Below are 15,485 nucleotides of genomic sequence, written 5' to 3'. Positions count from 1 at the left end.
TTAGCTAACCTTAATATGATCTTTAATTATGTGATATAATAATTAATAATTTAATATTATCTTCGTTAACTTAAATTCAATCTTGGTAAATTAAATTTATAATCTTTTTACTTTTAAAATGTTAATTATCAATTATAAACTATAAATTGCTATTATAAGGAGTAGATTAAAATGGTACAACCTAGTTATTTAGAACTTTATCGCTCTGGAAAGTTAGCTAACAGGGCCAAAAAAGCATATCAGATCCTAAAGAATTGTAAACTCTGTCCTCACCACTGCCAAGTTGACCGTACTCAAGATGAACTCGGCTATTGCAAAACAGGAAAAGAGATTAAAGTGGCAAGCTTTGGCCCGCACTTCGGAGAAGAACCTCCTCTAGTCGGTCAACGCGGTTCAGGTACTATCTTCTTTAGTAGCTGTAATCTACGATGTATCTACTGTCAAAATTATGATACGAGCCATCAACAACAAGGTGAGCTGATAAATACCAGAGAGTTAGCAGAAATTATGATCTCTTTACAGCGACAAGGCTGTCATAATATCAACTTTGTCACTCCAAGTCATATGATCCATACTCTATTAGCTGCAACTTTAGAGGCTTGTAAATTAGGTTTAGAAATTCCTTTGGTTTATAATTCGGGAGGTTACGATAATTTAACCGGCCTTAATTTATTAGATGGAGTAATTGATATCTATATGCCTGATATCAAATATGCTGATGAAGAAATTGGCCTAAAGTATTCAGAGGTTCCAAAGTATTTATCAGTAGTTAAAAAAGCAGTCAAAGAAATGTACCGCCAAGTAGGAGAGTTGAAGACTGAATTAGATATTGCCTATCAAGGTCTATTGATTCGTCACTTAGTACTTCCAGATAATTTAGCAGGAAGTCAAGAAATTATGGAATTTATCAGCTACGAGTTATCACCTGACACTTACATCAATATTATGGAGCAATATTATCCAGCTTATCAAGCTGGTGAAGATAAACACTTAAATCGTCGGATTACAGAACGAGAATATCAACAAACTCTTCATTTAGCTAAGAAAGCAGGGTTACAACGAATTGAAGGGTGAATAGTTGATGTCAAATTAATTATATGGTAAGATATGACTACATTGACATTTTGGAGGGATTTGATGATTAAACCAGCAGCTTTAAGTGAAGAATTATTTATTGTGCTAGTACCAAATAAAAAACATTTAACCCCAGTCTTAAATATCCAGCAAGCTATTGCTAATCACTTTGATCTTTATCAAGATCAATTTTACCCTGAACTACATATTACACTTAATCGAATTACTAAAGAAGCTAGTGAACAGGCCAAACAGATCCTAGCATCTATCTGCTCTATAGATAAGCCCATAAGAATCTTAATTGATAGCTTTAAGTGTTATAATTTAAATAATAAATTTTTGACACTTAAGCTAAATACTACAAATTCATTATTAAATTTAGCTAATAGCCTTCACTATGAACTAGAAAAAAAGAATATTTCGACAATCGAAAATTATAATGATTGGGAATTTCATATGACAGTTGCTAGTACTAATTTTATTCAACAGCAATTATCTGAAGATGAGTTTGTTGATCTATGCCGCTCTTTAGATGGCTTACCAAAAAAAATATCAACTACAGCTGATAAGATAGAGATCTGGCGACCCACTTTAAATCCAGATGAAAAGGTAGTTGCTTCCTTTGATTTGATATAAAGTTTCACTTTATATCAATAGTTACCAGGAATCAGTGGTCAGTAAGTTCAAAACCATAAAATCAAAGCTACAGGTTTTAACCTGTAGCCCAATAACTTGAACCATAATCCCATCACTATTGAATATTATCTATCTAATATCTTTAAAGGTTTTGATTTTAACTATTCACTATTCATTGCTTTCATCCAGCTTCTCAGCTACTTCCGCTTCCAACTCTTTACCTTCCGGAATATATTGATACTTAATCTGTTCTAATAATTCAAAACCGATCTCTTCTAAAACCGATTCTACTTGATCGATACTTTGACCACTCCAGCCATAAGAACCAAAAGCAAGGCCATAACGATTCTTAGGGGCCAACCCTTTTAAATAAGTTAAAAATGCCGCTACACTAGGTAATATATTATTATTCAATGTAGGTGAGCCGACACAGATATATTTAGCAGTCAATACCTCAGTCATAATATCCGAAATATGATTAACATCTAAACTCATCATTCTTGTACTAACTCCTTGCGTTGCAAAAGCTCCTTCTAAAGACTGAGCAATTTTTTTAGTTGAATCCCACATTGTATCATAAACTATCACAGCTTTTTCTTCAGTTTGATTGTTAGCCCATTTTTGATACTCTTTCAAAATTTCAGGAAGATGACTTCGCCAAATAACTCCATGAGAAGGAGCAATCACTTCCAAATCTAACTTCTCAACTACCGGTAATATTCGTTCTACCTGGCTGCTATATGGTAATACTATATTGGCATAATATTTACCTGCTTCTTCCATAATAATGTCATAAGGCAACTGATCATCAAACCGCTCTGAAGAAGCAATATGCTGACCGAAAGCATCATTAGAGAATAAAATTTTCTCTTCAGGCAGATAAGCCACCATATTATCTGGCCAATGTACCATCGGCGTCAAAACAAATTCCAAACTCCGTTGACCCAACTCTAAACTCTGATTACCTTTGACAACACTGAAATTCCAATCTTTTTTATAATGAGCTTTCAACCCAGCCTTTCCTTTAGGGGAAGTAAATACTGTAGCATCAGGTACTAACTCCATTAATTTAGGTAATCCTCCAGAATGATCCATCTCTACATGGTTTGAAATAACATAATCAATCTCTGTTGGATCAATAACACTTGAAATTCGCTCGATCATTTCATCATACATATAGTCCTTAACTGTATCAATCAAGGTCACTTTCTCATCAATAATTAAATATGCATTATAGGTCGAACCCCGTTGGGTAGAATACCCATGAAAATTTCTTAAATTCCAGTCAACTCCTCCAACCCAATAAATATTCTCTGCTAATTCTATTGCTTTCATATTTATCTCCTCCTATAAATATTCAATTCCAAAATCAACCTTATCTAACCGTGATATCTTCTTCCTAATTTCTTTTATTCTGGTTCAAAAATAAAACTCCTGCTCATTTATAGGTATAAACTAATACTTTTTATATGTACAAAACAATTGCCAACCATAATAAAAAGGTAGTCTCTTAGACTACCTCTTAAGTTATATAAAATTAAACAAGCAGCTATTTTTATAAGCTCACTTCTTCATTGCAACCAATGATATCTCTACTTTAACATCTTTAGGTAATCTGGCTACTTCAACACAAGCTCTAGCAGGTGGATTACTGGTAAAATAATCCGCATAGACCTGATTCATCTCAGCAAATTCGTTCATATTATCAATAAAGACTTCAGCTTTCATTACATCTTGAAATCCATATCCTGCTTTTGTTAAAACAGCCTTTAAATTTTCTAAAACCTGTTCAGTCTGCAATTGAATATCTCCAGTAACTAACTTCTCTGTCTTTGGATCAATTGGTATCTGACCTGAAACAAACAGTGTTCCATTTAATTCAGTTGCCTGAGCATAAGGTCCCAAAGCAGCAGGTGCTTGCTTAGTATTAATGCTCTTTTTTGGCATTGACATCCCTCCTTATTTAATCTTCTATTCTATCTCTTTTAAAATAATTATAAACTTCAATTACTATTTTACACTATAAACTATTTTTTAATTCAAACTCAATTCAATACCCTCCTTTTCCTTGCCACAATAAAACTGGATAAATAAGCCAACTAGCTAGAATAAAACTGATTGCTGGTAGAATATTAACTTGCAAATCATTAAAACCTCTAATTAAATAGAATAAAAAAGTTAGTAAATTAAAAATAACTCCGAATAAATAAATTGAAATAATATTTTCCAACTAATTCACCCCCTTTATTCTGATTTCTTTACAACCTATCAATTACTAAATTAAACCAGGTTAGTTGTTTTGATTTCCCCATCATCAAGATAATATTTAATATTGCTCTTAGCTTTATTTACCCGCAAAGTACTCGTACCAAGCGTAATTACTACGCCTGGATAAATAGTATTTGTTACCTTTATTACTCCCTCTTTTTCCTGATCTAACCTCTTTGAAAGCTCTTCTCTTTCAGCTGATAACTCTTCAAAATCAGTTGCAACTGTATATTTTGCTCTTGTCAATTGCTTAAATAACTTTTCTTTTTCTTCAGATAGTTTAGAAGACCTCTTTTTTTTCTTTAATACAGAAATTGATTTAATAACTTCATCTAACTTCTCTTTTTTTTCAAAGTATAATTGCTCTTTATTCTTAAATTCATCCCTTAATTCAGGATTAACTCCTACACGAATTTTAGTTGAAGTATCCAAATCTGAACCAATAATATTTGCTTTTATTTCCTGGGCCGCCCTAACTTCGCCCCCTACAATTAACCCTTTTTTCTCTATAACAACTATTTTCTCTTCTACATCTATCTGACTGTGCATAATTGCATTCTTAACCGCTAAATTCCCTCCACCTTCAATAATTCCATTTTCAATAAACTCAACAAGAATATCCCCTTCTGCTTTCAGAAGACCTTTGTTACGACCAATAAAGCCCTGTTGTACAATAATTTGGCCCTCTGCTTCTAGTTTAGCACTATAAACACTACCATTTACTTGAATATTTCCTTCGGCTTTAACCTCCATATTATCCCTTACGTTACCGTTAATTACTACATTTCCGTTAAAATTAATATTTCCGGTTGTTAAATCAACATCCCCTTCAACTGTATAAACCTTTAAGATATTAATAGTACCATTTTTTTCGATAACCTGACCATCAATTTCAGCAGTTAAAGTTAATCCATCTTGGCTAACTTCTACATTTTCCCCTTGGGGTAGTTCTACCTTTTCAACTGGAGCAGGAGGGATCTTTTCTCCTGTCACCTTTCTACCAGGCTCTCCTTCAACAGCTGGAATTTTGTTGGCTATAACTTCTCCTTGTTTAACATTTATAATTCGATTTAAATTATAAAAATCTACACTTCCATCATTTAATTCAACCACTTTGTTCTTTTTCTGATCAAGATTAAATTTAAATTCAATCACACCATCTTCTCCAGGAATTGGCCCTTTACCAACTGCTATCACAAAATCTTCTAATCTCTCTTCAGGATCAAATACCTCTCTTAACTTCTCCTTTTGGATACCAGCTACTACTGATTTCTCCTCTAACTTTTGTAATATGTCTGTAATAGATAAGACCTCTCCACCTAATGGAGGGTAATAATTTAAAATCGCCTTCATTAAATCAGGAGTAAGCTCTATTTCAACCTTAGCATCACGATCAAGTTCAGGTTTTCTAGGAGCTATCTTTACCTCTTCACCATCAAGTATTAAAGCTTCACTGACTTTTTCATAACTGATATCTTCTATCTCTTTTTCCTGCAAAACTTGATCTACCATCTCCATTTTAATCATTTCTCCTGCTCCTGTTGGTTGTTTAACCTCTAAAAAGATCCCCTCATCTTTAATCTTCACTTTAAATTCTCCAGGTTCTGAATCTACTTCTTCCTCATTATGACCAGCAAATTGAACCATTTTTAAGGTTGCTTGATATACCTTTTTCCGTCCAAACAGACCTAAAAAACCTTTTTTTTCTTTGATCAAATCTAGTTCAATATCACCTTTAGCAAATTCTTTATCTATTTGAGCTTGAAAGTCTCTATAAGCTTTCTCTAAAGCCTCTTCTTCTTTTTTAGCTATAATTTCTATAACTTCTTCAGCCATTCTTGGTACCTCCTTTTTAAAATAAAAAGCCCTAAATCCCCATCAAAAACTACAAGAATTTAGGGTAATTTCACCATTGAATCCATATAACCTGTTAGGTGGCCAAATATAAATTATACTTCTTCATTTCCTAATTTAACAGATAAAATAATTATCATATCTACTTTGTCTATATTCAAGACTAGAGACCTTTTTCCCTTTTTAATTTTAAAAAGGGAAATTAAATTATGATTAATAAACCTAAAACAATCAAAATTAACCCAGCAAAGAAGTCTACATACCTCTCTATTAAAACAAAACTCCTAACCTTATTTGCTATAATTATAGCAAATAAGGTTACTATAAAGGTTGTAAATCCAATTATTAATGCATTGCTAAAAACAATTGATAAAGATAGATTATGTAAGATTGAAAAACCAACCCCTAGAGCATCAATACTAACTGTAATACCTAATATCATAATAGTAAAAAAGTTAAGAGCTTTATATTCAGCTTCAGATTCTTTTTGGTACCCTTCCTTTATAAGATATAAGCCTAATAACAAGATGATGCTTCCAGCTAAGTAATCAGTAATAACAAATAAGTTATTATTGATATATCCACCTAACATTGCTCCTAATAAGATACATAAGAATTGAAAGAATCCAAAAGAAAAAATTAACAATAGTTTCTCTTTAAATTGTAATCGATTACCATACTCTAACGCTAAAGCAACTCCAAAAGCATCTAATGACAATACGAGTGCTATTATTATTGTTTTTATCACTTTAAATCACTCCTATCCATATATATTGCATTTAATTTTCCGCTTAAATCTTTCGAAGTTAAAAGAACTTAGCTTAATTAGTCAGGTTAATCATATTATCAAAAATCATATTCAATTTATATAACTAAATTACAGAATAATTAATTTATTATTGTAAATTGATCATAAATTATGGTATAATTGGTTGATAGACAATATTACATAAAAGAGAGGTGCAATTTAATGAATGAAAATATAGCAATCTTAACTGATAGCACATCTGATCTTCCATTCGGCTTAATTCAAGATAAAAAGATTGAGTTTTTACCACTAAAAATTAATTATTCACAACAACAGTACAAAGATAGAGTTGAAATTAAACCACAAGAAATTTATGAGCAATTAGACAGAGAAATTCCTACTACTTCTACTCCTTCTCCCCAAGAATTAAAAGACAAGCTATTGGCCCTTAAAAACAAGGGGATTACCCATGTGCTTGCAATTCATATCTCCAGCGGATTAAGTGGCACTTATAATATGGCTAAAATGATTAGTGAGCAAATTACCGGGTTAACTGTAGAAGTCATCGATTCTAAAGCTCTATCGATGGGTCTAGGAAGACTTGTTCTTTATGCTACTGAATTACTTGAATCCGGAATAGACTTCACTACTTTAGTTAATAAGGTTAAAGCTAAAATTGATAATATAGACGTCTTCTTCGTTCTTAAGACATTAAAATACTTAAAAAAAGGTGGCCGAATAGGTAAAGTTCAAGGAACAATCGGTAGCCTTTTAAATATTAAACCAATCATCTCTATCAATGAAACAGGTGAGTACTATACTTATAAAAAGAGCAGAGGTCGCAAAAAATCTCTTAAAAAATTATATCAAATTGCCAAAAAAAGAATTGCAACTGGCCCTTGTAAAGTAGATGTGATGCATGGTAACGCTGCTCAGGAATCTGAAGTTTTATTAAATAAGTTTAAAAAATTAGAAAATGTCAAGGAGACATTCACAGGACAGATCAGCCCGGTTATGGTTGTACATACTGGTCCTGGTTTAATTGGAGTCACTATCACTAAATTAGATTAACTAATAATAGTAAAATTAAAAATCAAAATAACACCTTAAAGACTTCTTAGTGAAAAGTTTACGATAATAATTACTAAATTTTTCAATGATAAAGTAGATAGCATTTTGAGTCTTTAATATAATCTTAATGTGACTGATTTCTTTTCTTTTGATTATTTTTTGTCGAAGCTATTATATCAAAAAAGGAAGTTGGTCGCATTTTTTATTTATTTTTCTTATAAAATGATCTTAAGTACAGCAATTTATAAAATTAAAATAAAAATAGAGGGCTCTTATTTTGGCCCTCTAGAATGTTTAAAAATGATTCTTTGTTGTGCAGCTTTCTTACTACTTGTACGTAAGACTTATACCTCAAATTGATCTATTAAAATTTCTAATTCTTGTGCTATTTCTGCTAATCCTTGTGATGATTTATTAATTTCATTAGACATACTGCTTATATCTTCTGTTGCATTTAGTACTTCATTACTATCTTGAGCTATTTCATTAGTGCCATTAGCAGTTTGTTCTATTTGAAGTGATGTCTCCTTTACCTCATTTTTAATTTCAGTAAATATCTGGCCACTTTTCTTTGCTACCCTTTGACCTTCTTTAGCTTTGTCTTCAACTTCCTTGACCTTTTTAATACCTTTTTTAGATTGTTCTTGAGTATTGCTAACAAGCTTAGCAATTTTTTCAGTTGCCTCAGAAGTCTCACCTGCTAAACCTCTTATTTCTTCTGCTACAACTGCAAACCCTTGCCCATGCTCTCCTGCTCTAGCTGATTCTATAGCTGCATTTAAAGCTAAAAGGTTAGTCTGCTCCGATATATTAGTAATTAGTTCTACTATTTCTCCTATTTCTTCTGATGTCTGATCTAATTCATTAATTACTTCCACAGTTTCATTAACTGTTTGATTTATTTGTTTAATGCTATTTACCGTAGTTTCTATATACTCACTACCTTTGTCAGTGTGTAAGTTAGCTTGTTCAGAAAAACTAGCTACTTCTTGAGCACTAGCTGAAATTTCTTTAATACCTGCTGACATATTTTGAATTAAACCGTTGGTAGTTTCAATGGCTGCATTACCCTCCTGAGCTGATGCTGATAGTTCTTGACTTTGAGCAGATAGACTATTTGTTATATCTAAGATGTTTTTTATGATACTACTTAGATTCTCCTTAATTCTTTCAAAAGAAGATGCTAACTCACCTAATTCATCTTCTCGTTTAATTAAATCATCTTCAATCTTAAGACTAAAATCACCTTTTGCTATAATTAAAGCATAATCTTTTATTTTTTTTATCTTATCAACAATTGGTTTAGTTGTAATTAAAATTATTAAACTTAATAATAAAAATGAAAGTATACTTATAATAATTATTCTGCTACTAAGAGAAGTCACTTCTGCAAACATTTCTTCATGAGGAACAACTACACCAAAACTCCAAGGGGTCTTAGTGTTCCCTAAACTAACTGGAGAAAAACTTTTAAATACATTGTCATCTAAAGCAACTGAAAAAGCATCATCATAAAAATGTTTTCCTTCTTTTACAACTTCTCTATATACATCTTCTTTTTCTCCTCTAAAATCACCTGATATATCCCAACGTCTATCTTCATTAGGATGGGCTACTACAATCCCTTCATTTGAAAGTAACCTTCCAAAACCAGTTTCAAAAATCTCAAAACTATCAATTATCTTTTGAAGTTGATTAAAATTTATAGCTAACCCTATATTTCCAATCACTCTATTATTATCTTTGATAGGCACAACTAAAGAGGTTACATATATATTTTGAAGATTTTTATATGGTTCTAATATTTTTTCAGAGTTAAATGTATTATCAGTTATATATTCATAAATGATTTCTTCTTCTATTAATCTATTATTTTCTATATGATATCTTTTATGTATGCTGTTATCTTTTAAACTTATCCAGATATTATTCAAATGATTATTATCTAAAATATCTTTCATTAAATTTTCATCTGCTACAACTTCTTCTATATTATTTTTAGTATTTGCTAATACTCTTAAAATACTAAATCCTTCTTCTAATTCATTTTCAATAATTTTTGCATATTCTCTAGATTCAGCCATTGATAAATTTGTTGCTTTTTGAACAGACATATCTTTTGTAGAGTTTATTATTATCCCTATTGTTATAGAAAAAATTATTAATAAAGCTATTAATAAAACAGTCAATAATTTTGATTGAATAGATTTTAATTTCATTTTATCTTCTCCTCTATCAATTATAATTTAATAAAACTAGATTAACAGTTCTTTATGTATTTGACAATATAATCGGTACCTATCATAAGATTATACAAACTAAAACTCATCTCCTGCTTATTTTTTGAATTAAAGTATTTTTTTGTAAATCATAAGCTGTTTTACAACTTTATATCCATCATCTCCTCTATTAATTAAAGTAAGCTTAAACTACTCTTTATAATAAAAAGTGAGCAGTTAACTGCTCACTTTTTATTATATCTTCTTAATAAATCTTTCTATTCTGGTCAAAGCTTCACAAATATCTTCCATTGATGAAGCATATGAACATCGAATAAAGCCTTCTCCAGACTTTCCAAAAACTTCACCAGGAATTACTACAACACCTTCTTCCTGTAATAATCTTTCAGCAAATTCTTCGGAACTAAGCCCGGTTCTTTCAATTGATGGAAAAGCATAAAAGGCCCCCTCTGGTTCAAAACAATCTAAACCAACATCATTTAATCCTTTAGTAATCACCCGTCTTCTTTGGTTATAAGAGTCTGCCATCTTATCAAGCTCTTTTCTTCCATTTTTTAACGCTTCTAAAGCAGCCTTTTGGCTAATAATTGGAGCACATAACATAGTATATTGATGAATCTTCATCATCGCTTGAATAATCGGTTCAGGAGCCGTAGCATAACCTATTCTCCAACCAGTCATAGCATATGCCTTAGAAAATCCATTAAACAAAATAGTTCTTTCTTTCATTCCAGGCAAACTAGCAAAACTTGTATGTTCTTTTCCATAAGTAAGTTCAGCATAAATTTCATCAGCCAAAACAATCAGGTCATGCTCCTTGACAACTTGAGCAATTTCTAATAACTCATCTCGCTCCATTATTGCTCCAGTAGGATTATTTGGATAACAAAGAATTAATATCTTACTTTGCTCACTTATTACCCGCTCTAAATTTTGAGCAGTCAGTTTAAATTCATTTTGACGATCAGTTTGAACTTTAACTGCTCTTCCTCCAGCTAAAATAGTCGAAGGCTTATAAGATACATAACATGGCTCAGGCAGAATAACTTCATCCCCTTCTTCAACTAAAGCTCTTAAAGCTAAATCTAAAGCCTCACTAACTCCAACAGTCACTAAAACTTCTCCTTGCGGATCATAGCTAACATTATAGTTTGTTTCAATATTTTTAGCAATTTCTGTTCGCAACTCCAATAATCCATAATTAGAAGTATACATTGTATCTCCTTGTTCAAGGGAATAAAAAGAAGCTTCTCTAATATGCCATGGGGTTACAAAGTCTGGCTCTCCTACACCTAAAGAAACAACATCATCCACTTCAGAGACTAAATCAAAGAACTTTCTAATTCCTGATGAGGGAACTTGATGAACACGAGACGATATTACATTTTCCCAATTCACGGTGAGATCACCAACCGCTCAGCATCTTGGTTTTCCTTTTTAAAAACTACTCCATCCTTTTTATAAGTTTTTAACATAAAATGAGTAGCTGTACTTTGAATTTGATCAATCGTAGCTAATTTTTCAGCTACAAATAAAGCAACTTCCTTCATTGTTCGTTCTTCTACCTTAACTGACAGATCATATCCCCCTGACATTAAGAATACAGAACTAACTTCTGGAAACTTATAAATTCTTTTAGCTACTGCATCAAAACCAAGTCCTCTTTCTGGAGTAACTTTAACATCAATTAATGCAGTAACGATCTCTCGATCTGTTTTATCCCAATCAACTAAAGCACAATACTTAACTATAACTTGCTCCTCTTCTAACTGCTTGATCACCTCTTCTACCTTCTCCACATCTAAATCAAGTCTAACAGCAATTTCTTCAGGTGATAATTTACCGCTTTTTTCTAATAATCTTAGTATATCACTTCTCATTTCCTCTCCTCCTCACTTATCCTCATTACTAGTTTAAATCAATAATCAGCTTAATTATTAAATATTTTACATTATCATTCCCAAATAATCAATTAATTCTTCAAATTTATGAAAGAAAAGTGTTTCCTTTAATACAAAAGCGCCATAATTCACCTTTATACTCCTCCGCATAACCTATATTTACTCTCGGAGTTGTTAATAAATCATATTCTTGCTGTCTATCGCGAATATAAAGTTCAACCCCTGTACTCAAATTATATCCATTTAAATTCTTATCTATCGCAAGGGCTTGACAAAGCTTCCCTGGACCATTTGTTAAATCTTCTATTCGCTTACTTTTTATCTGGCGATTCTTCTTAATTACTCTTAAACCCTTGACTGGCTCTACCGCCCTAATCAAAACAGCTTCTGGCTTGCCTTTCTTTCCAGATACTACATTGAAACAATGATGGAGACCATAGATCAAATAAACGTAACTATATCCACCCTGAGCAAACATTATCTTTGTTCTATCAGTTCGCTTATTATTATAAGCATGACACGCTTTATCTTCCGGGCCAACATAGGCCTCAGTCTCAACAATCTTAGTTACTATCTCTTCACCATCTATCTTTCTTACTAATAGTTTCCCTAACAACTTTTGAGCCAAAGTAACTGCATCTTGACTATAAAAATCAACCCCTAACTTCACTGTAATCGCTCCTTTTCTTTAATAAGCCCACCTATCAGTGATACTAATATAAGATACCTTTCATTTTGAGCATTACTACAAATTTGCTATGCTTTACCTCTCAATCTTCAGCCACCCAACCCTCTTCCCCAATTAATGGAACAAATCTAACTCTAGCTATCCGTTCCTTATTTAATTCTCCATCTGACTCTTTGGTTAGCACCAGTAGCTCCTGTAAATCCCTATCTCCAACAGGAATTACTAATTTACCACCTATCTCCAATTGCTCAGCTAAAGGTTCAGGAAGCACCGGTGCTCCCGCAGCTACTACTATTCCATCATAAGGAGCAAACTCCTGCCAACCTTCCGTTCCATCACTAACTTTAACTTGTAAGTTATCATAACCCAATATTTCAAATCGCTCCCGGGCCAACTCCGCTAAGGATTGATGGCGTTCAATTGTATAAACCTCTTCTACAATCTGGGCCAAGACAGCAGCAGCATATCCCGAACCAGTACCAATCTCTAAAACCCGATCATTCTCTTCTAGTTTTAATGCTTCGATCATCAAGGCTACGATATAAGGCTGACTGATCGTTTGGCCCTTTTTAATTGGCAATGGACAATCATGATAAGCTTTATTTTTTAATTTATCAGGCACAAATAGATGGCGAGGAACCTCTCTCATACTCTCTAATACTGCTTGTTGCTCAATTCCTCGCCGTTCAAGTTGTTCTCTGATCATTCTCTTTCTCTTCTTATTTTCATCAACAGAGAATAACATTTTATCCCCCCAGCAGTTCAATGTATAATTGATAGTTAATATCATACAAATAAAAACATTAAAAAAACACCTATAAAGTAATTGAATTTTAAACCTTCAATTATTAATTCTACACTAGCTATTGTTCATTATGATCCCCTCGGATTCTCCGAACCCTTCCTGATGAAAAGCCCACCCTTAGATTTTTTCTAGCAACTGTTTTTTAAACTCTTCTACATCAGTAATCGGTGCTTGACAGGTGAAATCTTGACAGATATAAGCAGTTGTTCGTCCCTCAACAGTCTGATAATTAGTTAGAAAAGGAATCAATTCCAACAATTGATCTTGATTCTCTTTGCCTTTGACAACCTGTGTAGTAAATGGATTAAAGCTGGCCCTTAAAAAATTTAACATATCTTCTGTTTCTTCTTGCTGTTGATTAACATCAGCAACGATTACAATCTCTCTATTATCTACTTGAATAGAAAGAATTGATGATAAAAAGTAAGAATAAGCAGTTGGATTCTTATTGATTTGGCTCCCAAAATATCGAATCTGCTCTTCTACCTTCTCTTCTAAATCATTATTTCCAGTTAATTTAGCTAATTTGAGAAAGTTTAATGTTGCCACTGAATTACCTGATGGCATCGCTCCATCATATACCTCTTTAGGACGAGTGATTAATTCCTCTCCGTCTTCACCATAAAAGTAAAGTCCTCCTGCATCATCATCCCAAAAATATTCTAGTAATTCATCATTCAATAATAAAGCTCTCTTTAAATATTCAGGATTGAAAGTTGTCTGATATAATTCAAGCAATCCCCAAATTAAGAAAGCATAATCATCAACATAAGCTAAATAAGCTGCCTCTCCTGCTCGATATCTAGCTAATAATCTATCTTGATAGAGATTATCCCAGATAAAATCGCTAGCCTGCTGAGCTAAATGTTGATACCTTCCTTCATCTAATACTCTAGCTCCTAAAGCCATAGCGGCAATCATCAACCCATTCCAACCGGTCAAGATCTTATCATCTTTATCAGGGTGTATTCTTTCTTCACGAGCTGCAAATAATTTTTCTCTAGCCTTCTTAAATTTGTCATCTGCTTCATCTTTATTGACACCTTGTTCAATTAAATTAGGGATACTCTTCCCTTCAAAATTTCCCTCCACAGTAATATCATAATATTGACAAAACTCCTTACCCTCCTCTTCACCTAATATCTCTTTGACTTCTGCTGGAGTCCAGAGATAAAACTTACCCTCTACTCCTTCAGAATCAGCATCTTCTGCTGAATAAAAACCTCCGGTTGTAGAGGTCATATCTCGGCTAATATAGGTTAGAATCTCTCCGGCAATTTGAGCATAAGTATCATCATCAGTAATCTGATAAGCTTCTAAGTAAGCAATTGCTAACAGAGCATTATCATATAACATCTTTTCAAAATGAGGCACTAACCATTTCCTATCAGTAGAGTATCTAGCAAAACCATAACCTAAGTGATCATAAATTCCACCTGCATACATACTATCTAAAGTTTCAGTGACTAAATCTAATGCCTCTTGGTTAGCAGTTGCTTTCCAATACCTCATTAAGAATAATAGGTTATGGGCCAACGGAAACTTAGGTGCCGAACCAAAGCCACCGTACTCTTTATCAAAAGTAGCCTTAAAGCCTTGATAAGCACGTTCAAGTAAACCCTCCAGTTCCTCTCTTGAAAATTCAGTTTGCGAATTAACTCTCTCTTTCTTTTTAATTGCTTCCATTATCTCACTACTAGACTGTAATAAAACAGAACGCTTTTCCTGCCAAGCCGATTGAATACCTCGTAAAATCTCTAACAACCCCGGTCGGCCCATCCGTGACTCTTTAGTAAAATAAGTCCCCGCAAAGAAAGGTTCTTTTTCAGGTGTCATTATTACTGTCAAAGGCCACCCCCCTCTGCCAGTCAAAGTTTGGCAGACCTTCATATAGATATTATCTACATCCGGTCGCTCTTCTCGATCCACCTTGATTGAAACGAAATGTTGATTCAAAAATTCAGCTACCTGCTTATCTTCAAATGACTCCTCTTCCATTACATGACACCAATGGCAAGTAGAGTAGCCAATCGATAAAAAGATCGGCTTATCTTCTCTAGCAGCCTTAGCAAAAGCCTCCTCAGTCCAAGGATACCAATCCACTGGATTATAGGCATGTTGTAACAAATACGGACTTTTTTCATCTATTAAATGGTTTGCTTTCTGCTCGGTTGAAGTTGTCATTATTATCCTCCTTAAT

General features: G+C 32.9%; 14 protein-coding genes. 3 read left to right on the top strand and 11 right to left on the bottom strand.

The window, feature by feature from the left end:
* Window positions 1-171 precede the first annotated feature (171 nt).
* Complete coding sequence (locus tag ACKF5P_RS03925; RefSeq protein ID WP_408956186.1) at window positions 172-1,074, top strand: radical SAM protein; 903 nt, start codon at window positions 172-174, stop codon at window positions 1,072-1,074.
* Window positions 1,075-1,137: 63 nt separating this feature from the next.
* Window positions 1,138-1,710 (top strand): 2'-5' RNA ligase family protein, encoded by a 573-nt coding sequence (locus ACKF5P_RS03920; protein ID WP_408956185.1) that lies wholly within the window; start codon window positions 1,138-1,140, stop codon window positions 1,708-1,710.
* A 168-nt stretch (window positions 1,711-1,878) separates the two neighbouring features.
* Here ACKF5P_RS03920 and ACKF5P_RS03915 read toward each other — a convergent pair whose 3' ends face one another.
* The 5 genes from ACKF5P_RS03915 to ACKF5P_RS03895 all read right to left on the bottom strand — a co-directional run bounded on the left by ACKF5P_RS03915 (window position 1,879) and on the right by ACKF5P_RS03895 (window position 6,580).
* Complete coding sequence (locus ACKF5P_RS03915) at window positions 1,879-3,045, bottom strand: FprA family A-type flavoprotein (RefSeq protein ID WP_408956184.1); 1,167 nt, start codon at window positions 3,043-3,045, stop codon at window positions 1,879-1,881.
* Between the two features lie 228 nt (window positions 3,046-3,273).
* Window positions 3,274-3,657, bottom strand: coding sequence for a RidA family protein (locus ACKF5P_RS03910; protein ID WP_408956183.1), 384 nt, complete (start codon window positions 3,655-3,657; stop codon window positions 3,274-3,276).
* 103 nt (window positions 3,658-3,760) lie between these two features.
* Window positions 3,761-3,940 carry a hypothetical protein gene (locus tag ACKF5P_RS03905; RefSeq protein WP_408956182.1) on the bottom strand — a complete coding sequence of 60 codons (180 nt, stop codon included), beginning with the start codon at window positions 3,938-3,940 and terminating at the stop codon, window positions 3,761-3,763.
* A gap of 50 nt (window positions 3,941-3,990) precedes the next feature.
* A complete protein-coding gene (locus ACKF5P_RS03900; RefSeq protein ID WP_408956181.1) occupies window positions 3,991-5,814 on the bottom strand; it encodes a DUF342 domain-containing protein in 1,824 nt (607 codons plus the stop codon).
* A gap of 220 nt (window positions 5,815-6,034) precedes the next feature.
* On the bottom strand, window positions 6,035-6,580 hold the full coding sequence (locus ACKF5P_RS03895) for a manganese efflux pump MntP family protein (RefSeq protein ID WP_408956180.1): 546 nt from the start codon (window positions 6,578-6,580) through the stop codon (window positions 6,035-6,037).
* A 222-nt stretch (window positions 6,581-6,802) separates the two neighbouring features.
* On the opposite strand from ACKF5P_RS03895, the gene ACKF5P_RS03890 reads away from it, so the two are divergent.
* Window positions 6,803-7,651, top strand: a complete 849-nt coding sequence (locus tag ACKF5P_RS03890) for a DegV family protein (protein ID WP_408956179.1) — start codon at window positions 6,803-6,805, stop codon at window positions 7,649-7,651.
* Window positions 7,652-7,995: 344 nt separating this feature from the next.
* On the opposite strand, the gene ACKF5P_RS03885 is transcribed toward ACKF5P_RS03890, so the two are convergent.
* The 6 genes from ACKF5P_RS03885 to ACKF5P_RS03860 form a co-directional block, all read right to left on the bottom strand.
* Window positions 7,996-9,870 carry a methyl-accepting chemotaxis protein gene (locus ACKF5P_RS03885; protein WP_408956178.1) on the bottom strand — a complete coding sequence of 625 codons (1,875 nt, stop codon included), beginning with the start codon at window positions 9,868-9,870 and terminating at the stop codon, window positions 7,996-7,998.
* Window positions 9,871-10,125: 255 nt separating this feature from the next.
* Window positions 10,126-11,289: an aminotransferase class I/II-fold pyridoxal phosphate-dependent enzyme gene (locus ACKF5P_RS03880; protein WP_408956177.1), complete on the bottom strand. Its 1,164-nt coding sequence runs from the start codon at window positions 11,287-11,289 to the stop codon at window positions 10,126-10,128.
* Window positions 11,286-11,771 (bottom strand): Lrp/AsnC family transcriptional regulator, encoded by a 486-nt coding sequence (locus ACKF5P_RS03875; protein WP_408956176.1) that lies wholly within the window; start codon window positions 11,769-11,771, stop codon window positions 11,286-11,288. The genes ACKF5P_RS03880 and ACKF5P_RS03875 overlap by 4 nt, the downstream gene beginning before the upstream one ends.
* Before the next feature lie 106 nt (window positions 11,772-11,877).
* Entirely contained in the window at window positions 11,878-12,462 is a 585-nt protein-coding gene (locus ACKF5P_RS03870) for a DNA-3-methyladenine glycosylase (RefSeq protein ID WP_408956175.1), read from the bottom strand.
* A gap of 100 nt (window positions 12,463-12,562) precedes the next feature.
* Window positions 12,563-13,225, bottom strand: a complete 663-nt coding sequence (locus tag ACKF5P_RS03865; protein ID WP_408956174.1) for a protein-L-isoaspartate(D-aspartate) O-methyltransferase — start codon at window positions 13,223-13,225, stop codon at window positions 12,563-12,565.
* A 177-nt stretch (window positions 13,226-13,402) separates the two neighbouring features.
* A complete protein-coding gene (locus ACKF5P_RS03860) occupies window positions 13,403-15,469 on the bottom strand; it encodes a thioredoxin domain-containing protein (protein ID WP_408956173.1) in 2,067 nt (688 codons plus the stop codon).
* Window positions 15,470-15,485: the final 16 nt, after the last annotated feature.

Origin of the sequence: Natroniella sp. ANB-PHB2 (genome assembly GCF_046097105.1) — a bacterium.
Taxonomy (GTDB): Bacteria; Bacillota; Halanaerobiia; order Halobacteroidales; family Halobacteroidaceae; genus Natroniella.
This window is presented reverse-complemented; position numbering and strand designations above follow the sequence as displayed.

Bases quoted from the DNA above. Each gene is read 5' to 3' on its own strand.
- ACKF5P_RS03925 (WP_408956186.1), top strand. From the start codon at position 172: ATGGTACAACCTAGTTATTTAGAACTTTATCGCTCTGGAAAGTTAGCT.
- ACKF5P_RS03920 (WP_408956185.1), top strand. From the start codon at position 1,138: ATGATTAAACCAGCAGCTTTAAGTGAAGAATTATTTATTGTGCTAGTA.
- ACKF5P_RS03915 (WP_408956184.1), bottom strand. From the start codon at position 3,045: ATGAAAGCAATAGAATTAGCAGAGAATATTTATTGGGTTGGAGGAGTT.
- ACKF5P_RS03910 (WP_408956183.1), bottom strand. From the start codon at position 3,657: ATGCCAAAAAAGAGCATTAATACTAAGCAAGCACCTGCTGCTTTGGGA.
- ACKF5P_RS03900 (WP_408956181.1), bottom strand. From the start codon at position 5,814: ATGGCTGAAGAAGTTATAGAAATTATAGCTAAAAAAGAAGAAGAGGCT.
- ACKF5P_RS03890 (WP_408956179.1), top strand. From the start codon at position 6,803: ATGAATGAAAATATAGCAATCTTAACTGATAGCACATCTGATCTTCCA.
- ACKF5P_RS03885 (WP_408956178.1), bottom strand. From the start codon at position 9,870: ATGAAATTAAAATCTATTCAATCAAAATTATTGACTGTTTTATTAATA.
- ACKF5P_RS03875 (WP_408956176.1), bottom strand. From the start codon at position 11,771: ATGAGAAGTGATATACTAAGATTATTAGAAAAAAGCGGTAAATTATCA.
- ACKF5P_RS03865 (WP_408956174.1), bottom strand. From the start codon at position 13,225: ATGTTATTCTCTGTTGATGAAAATAAGAAGAGAAAGAGAATGATCAGA.
- ACKF5P_RS03860 (WP_408956173.1), bottom strand. From the start codon at position 15,469: ATGACAACTTCAACCGAGCAGAAAGCAAACCATTTAATAGATGAAAAA.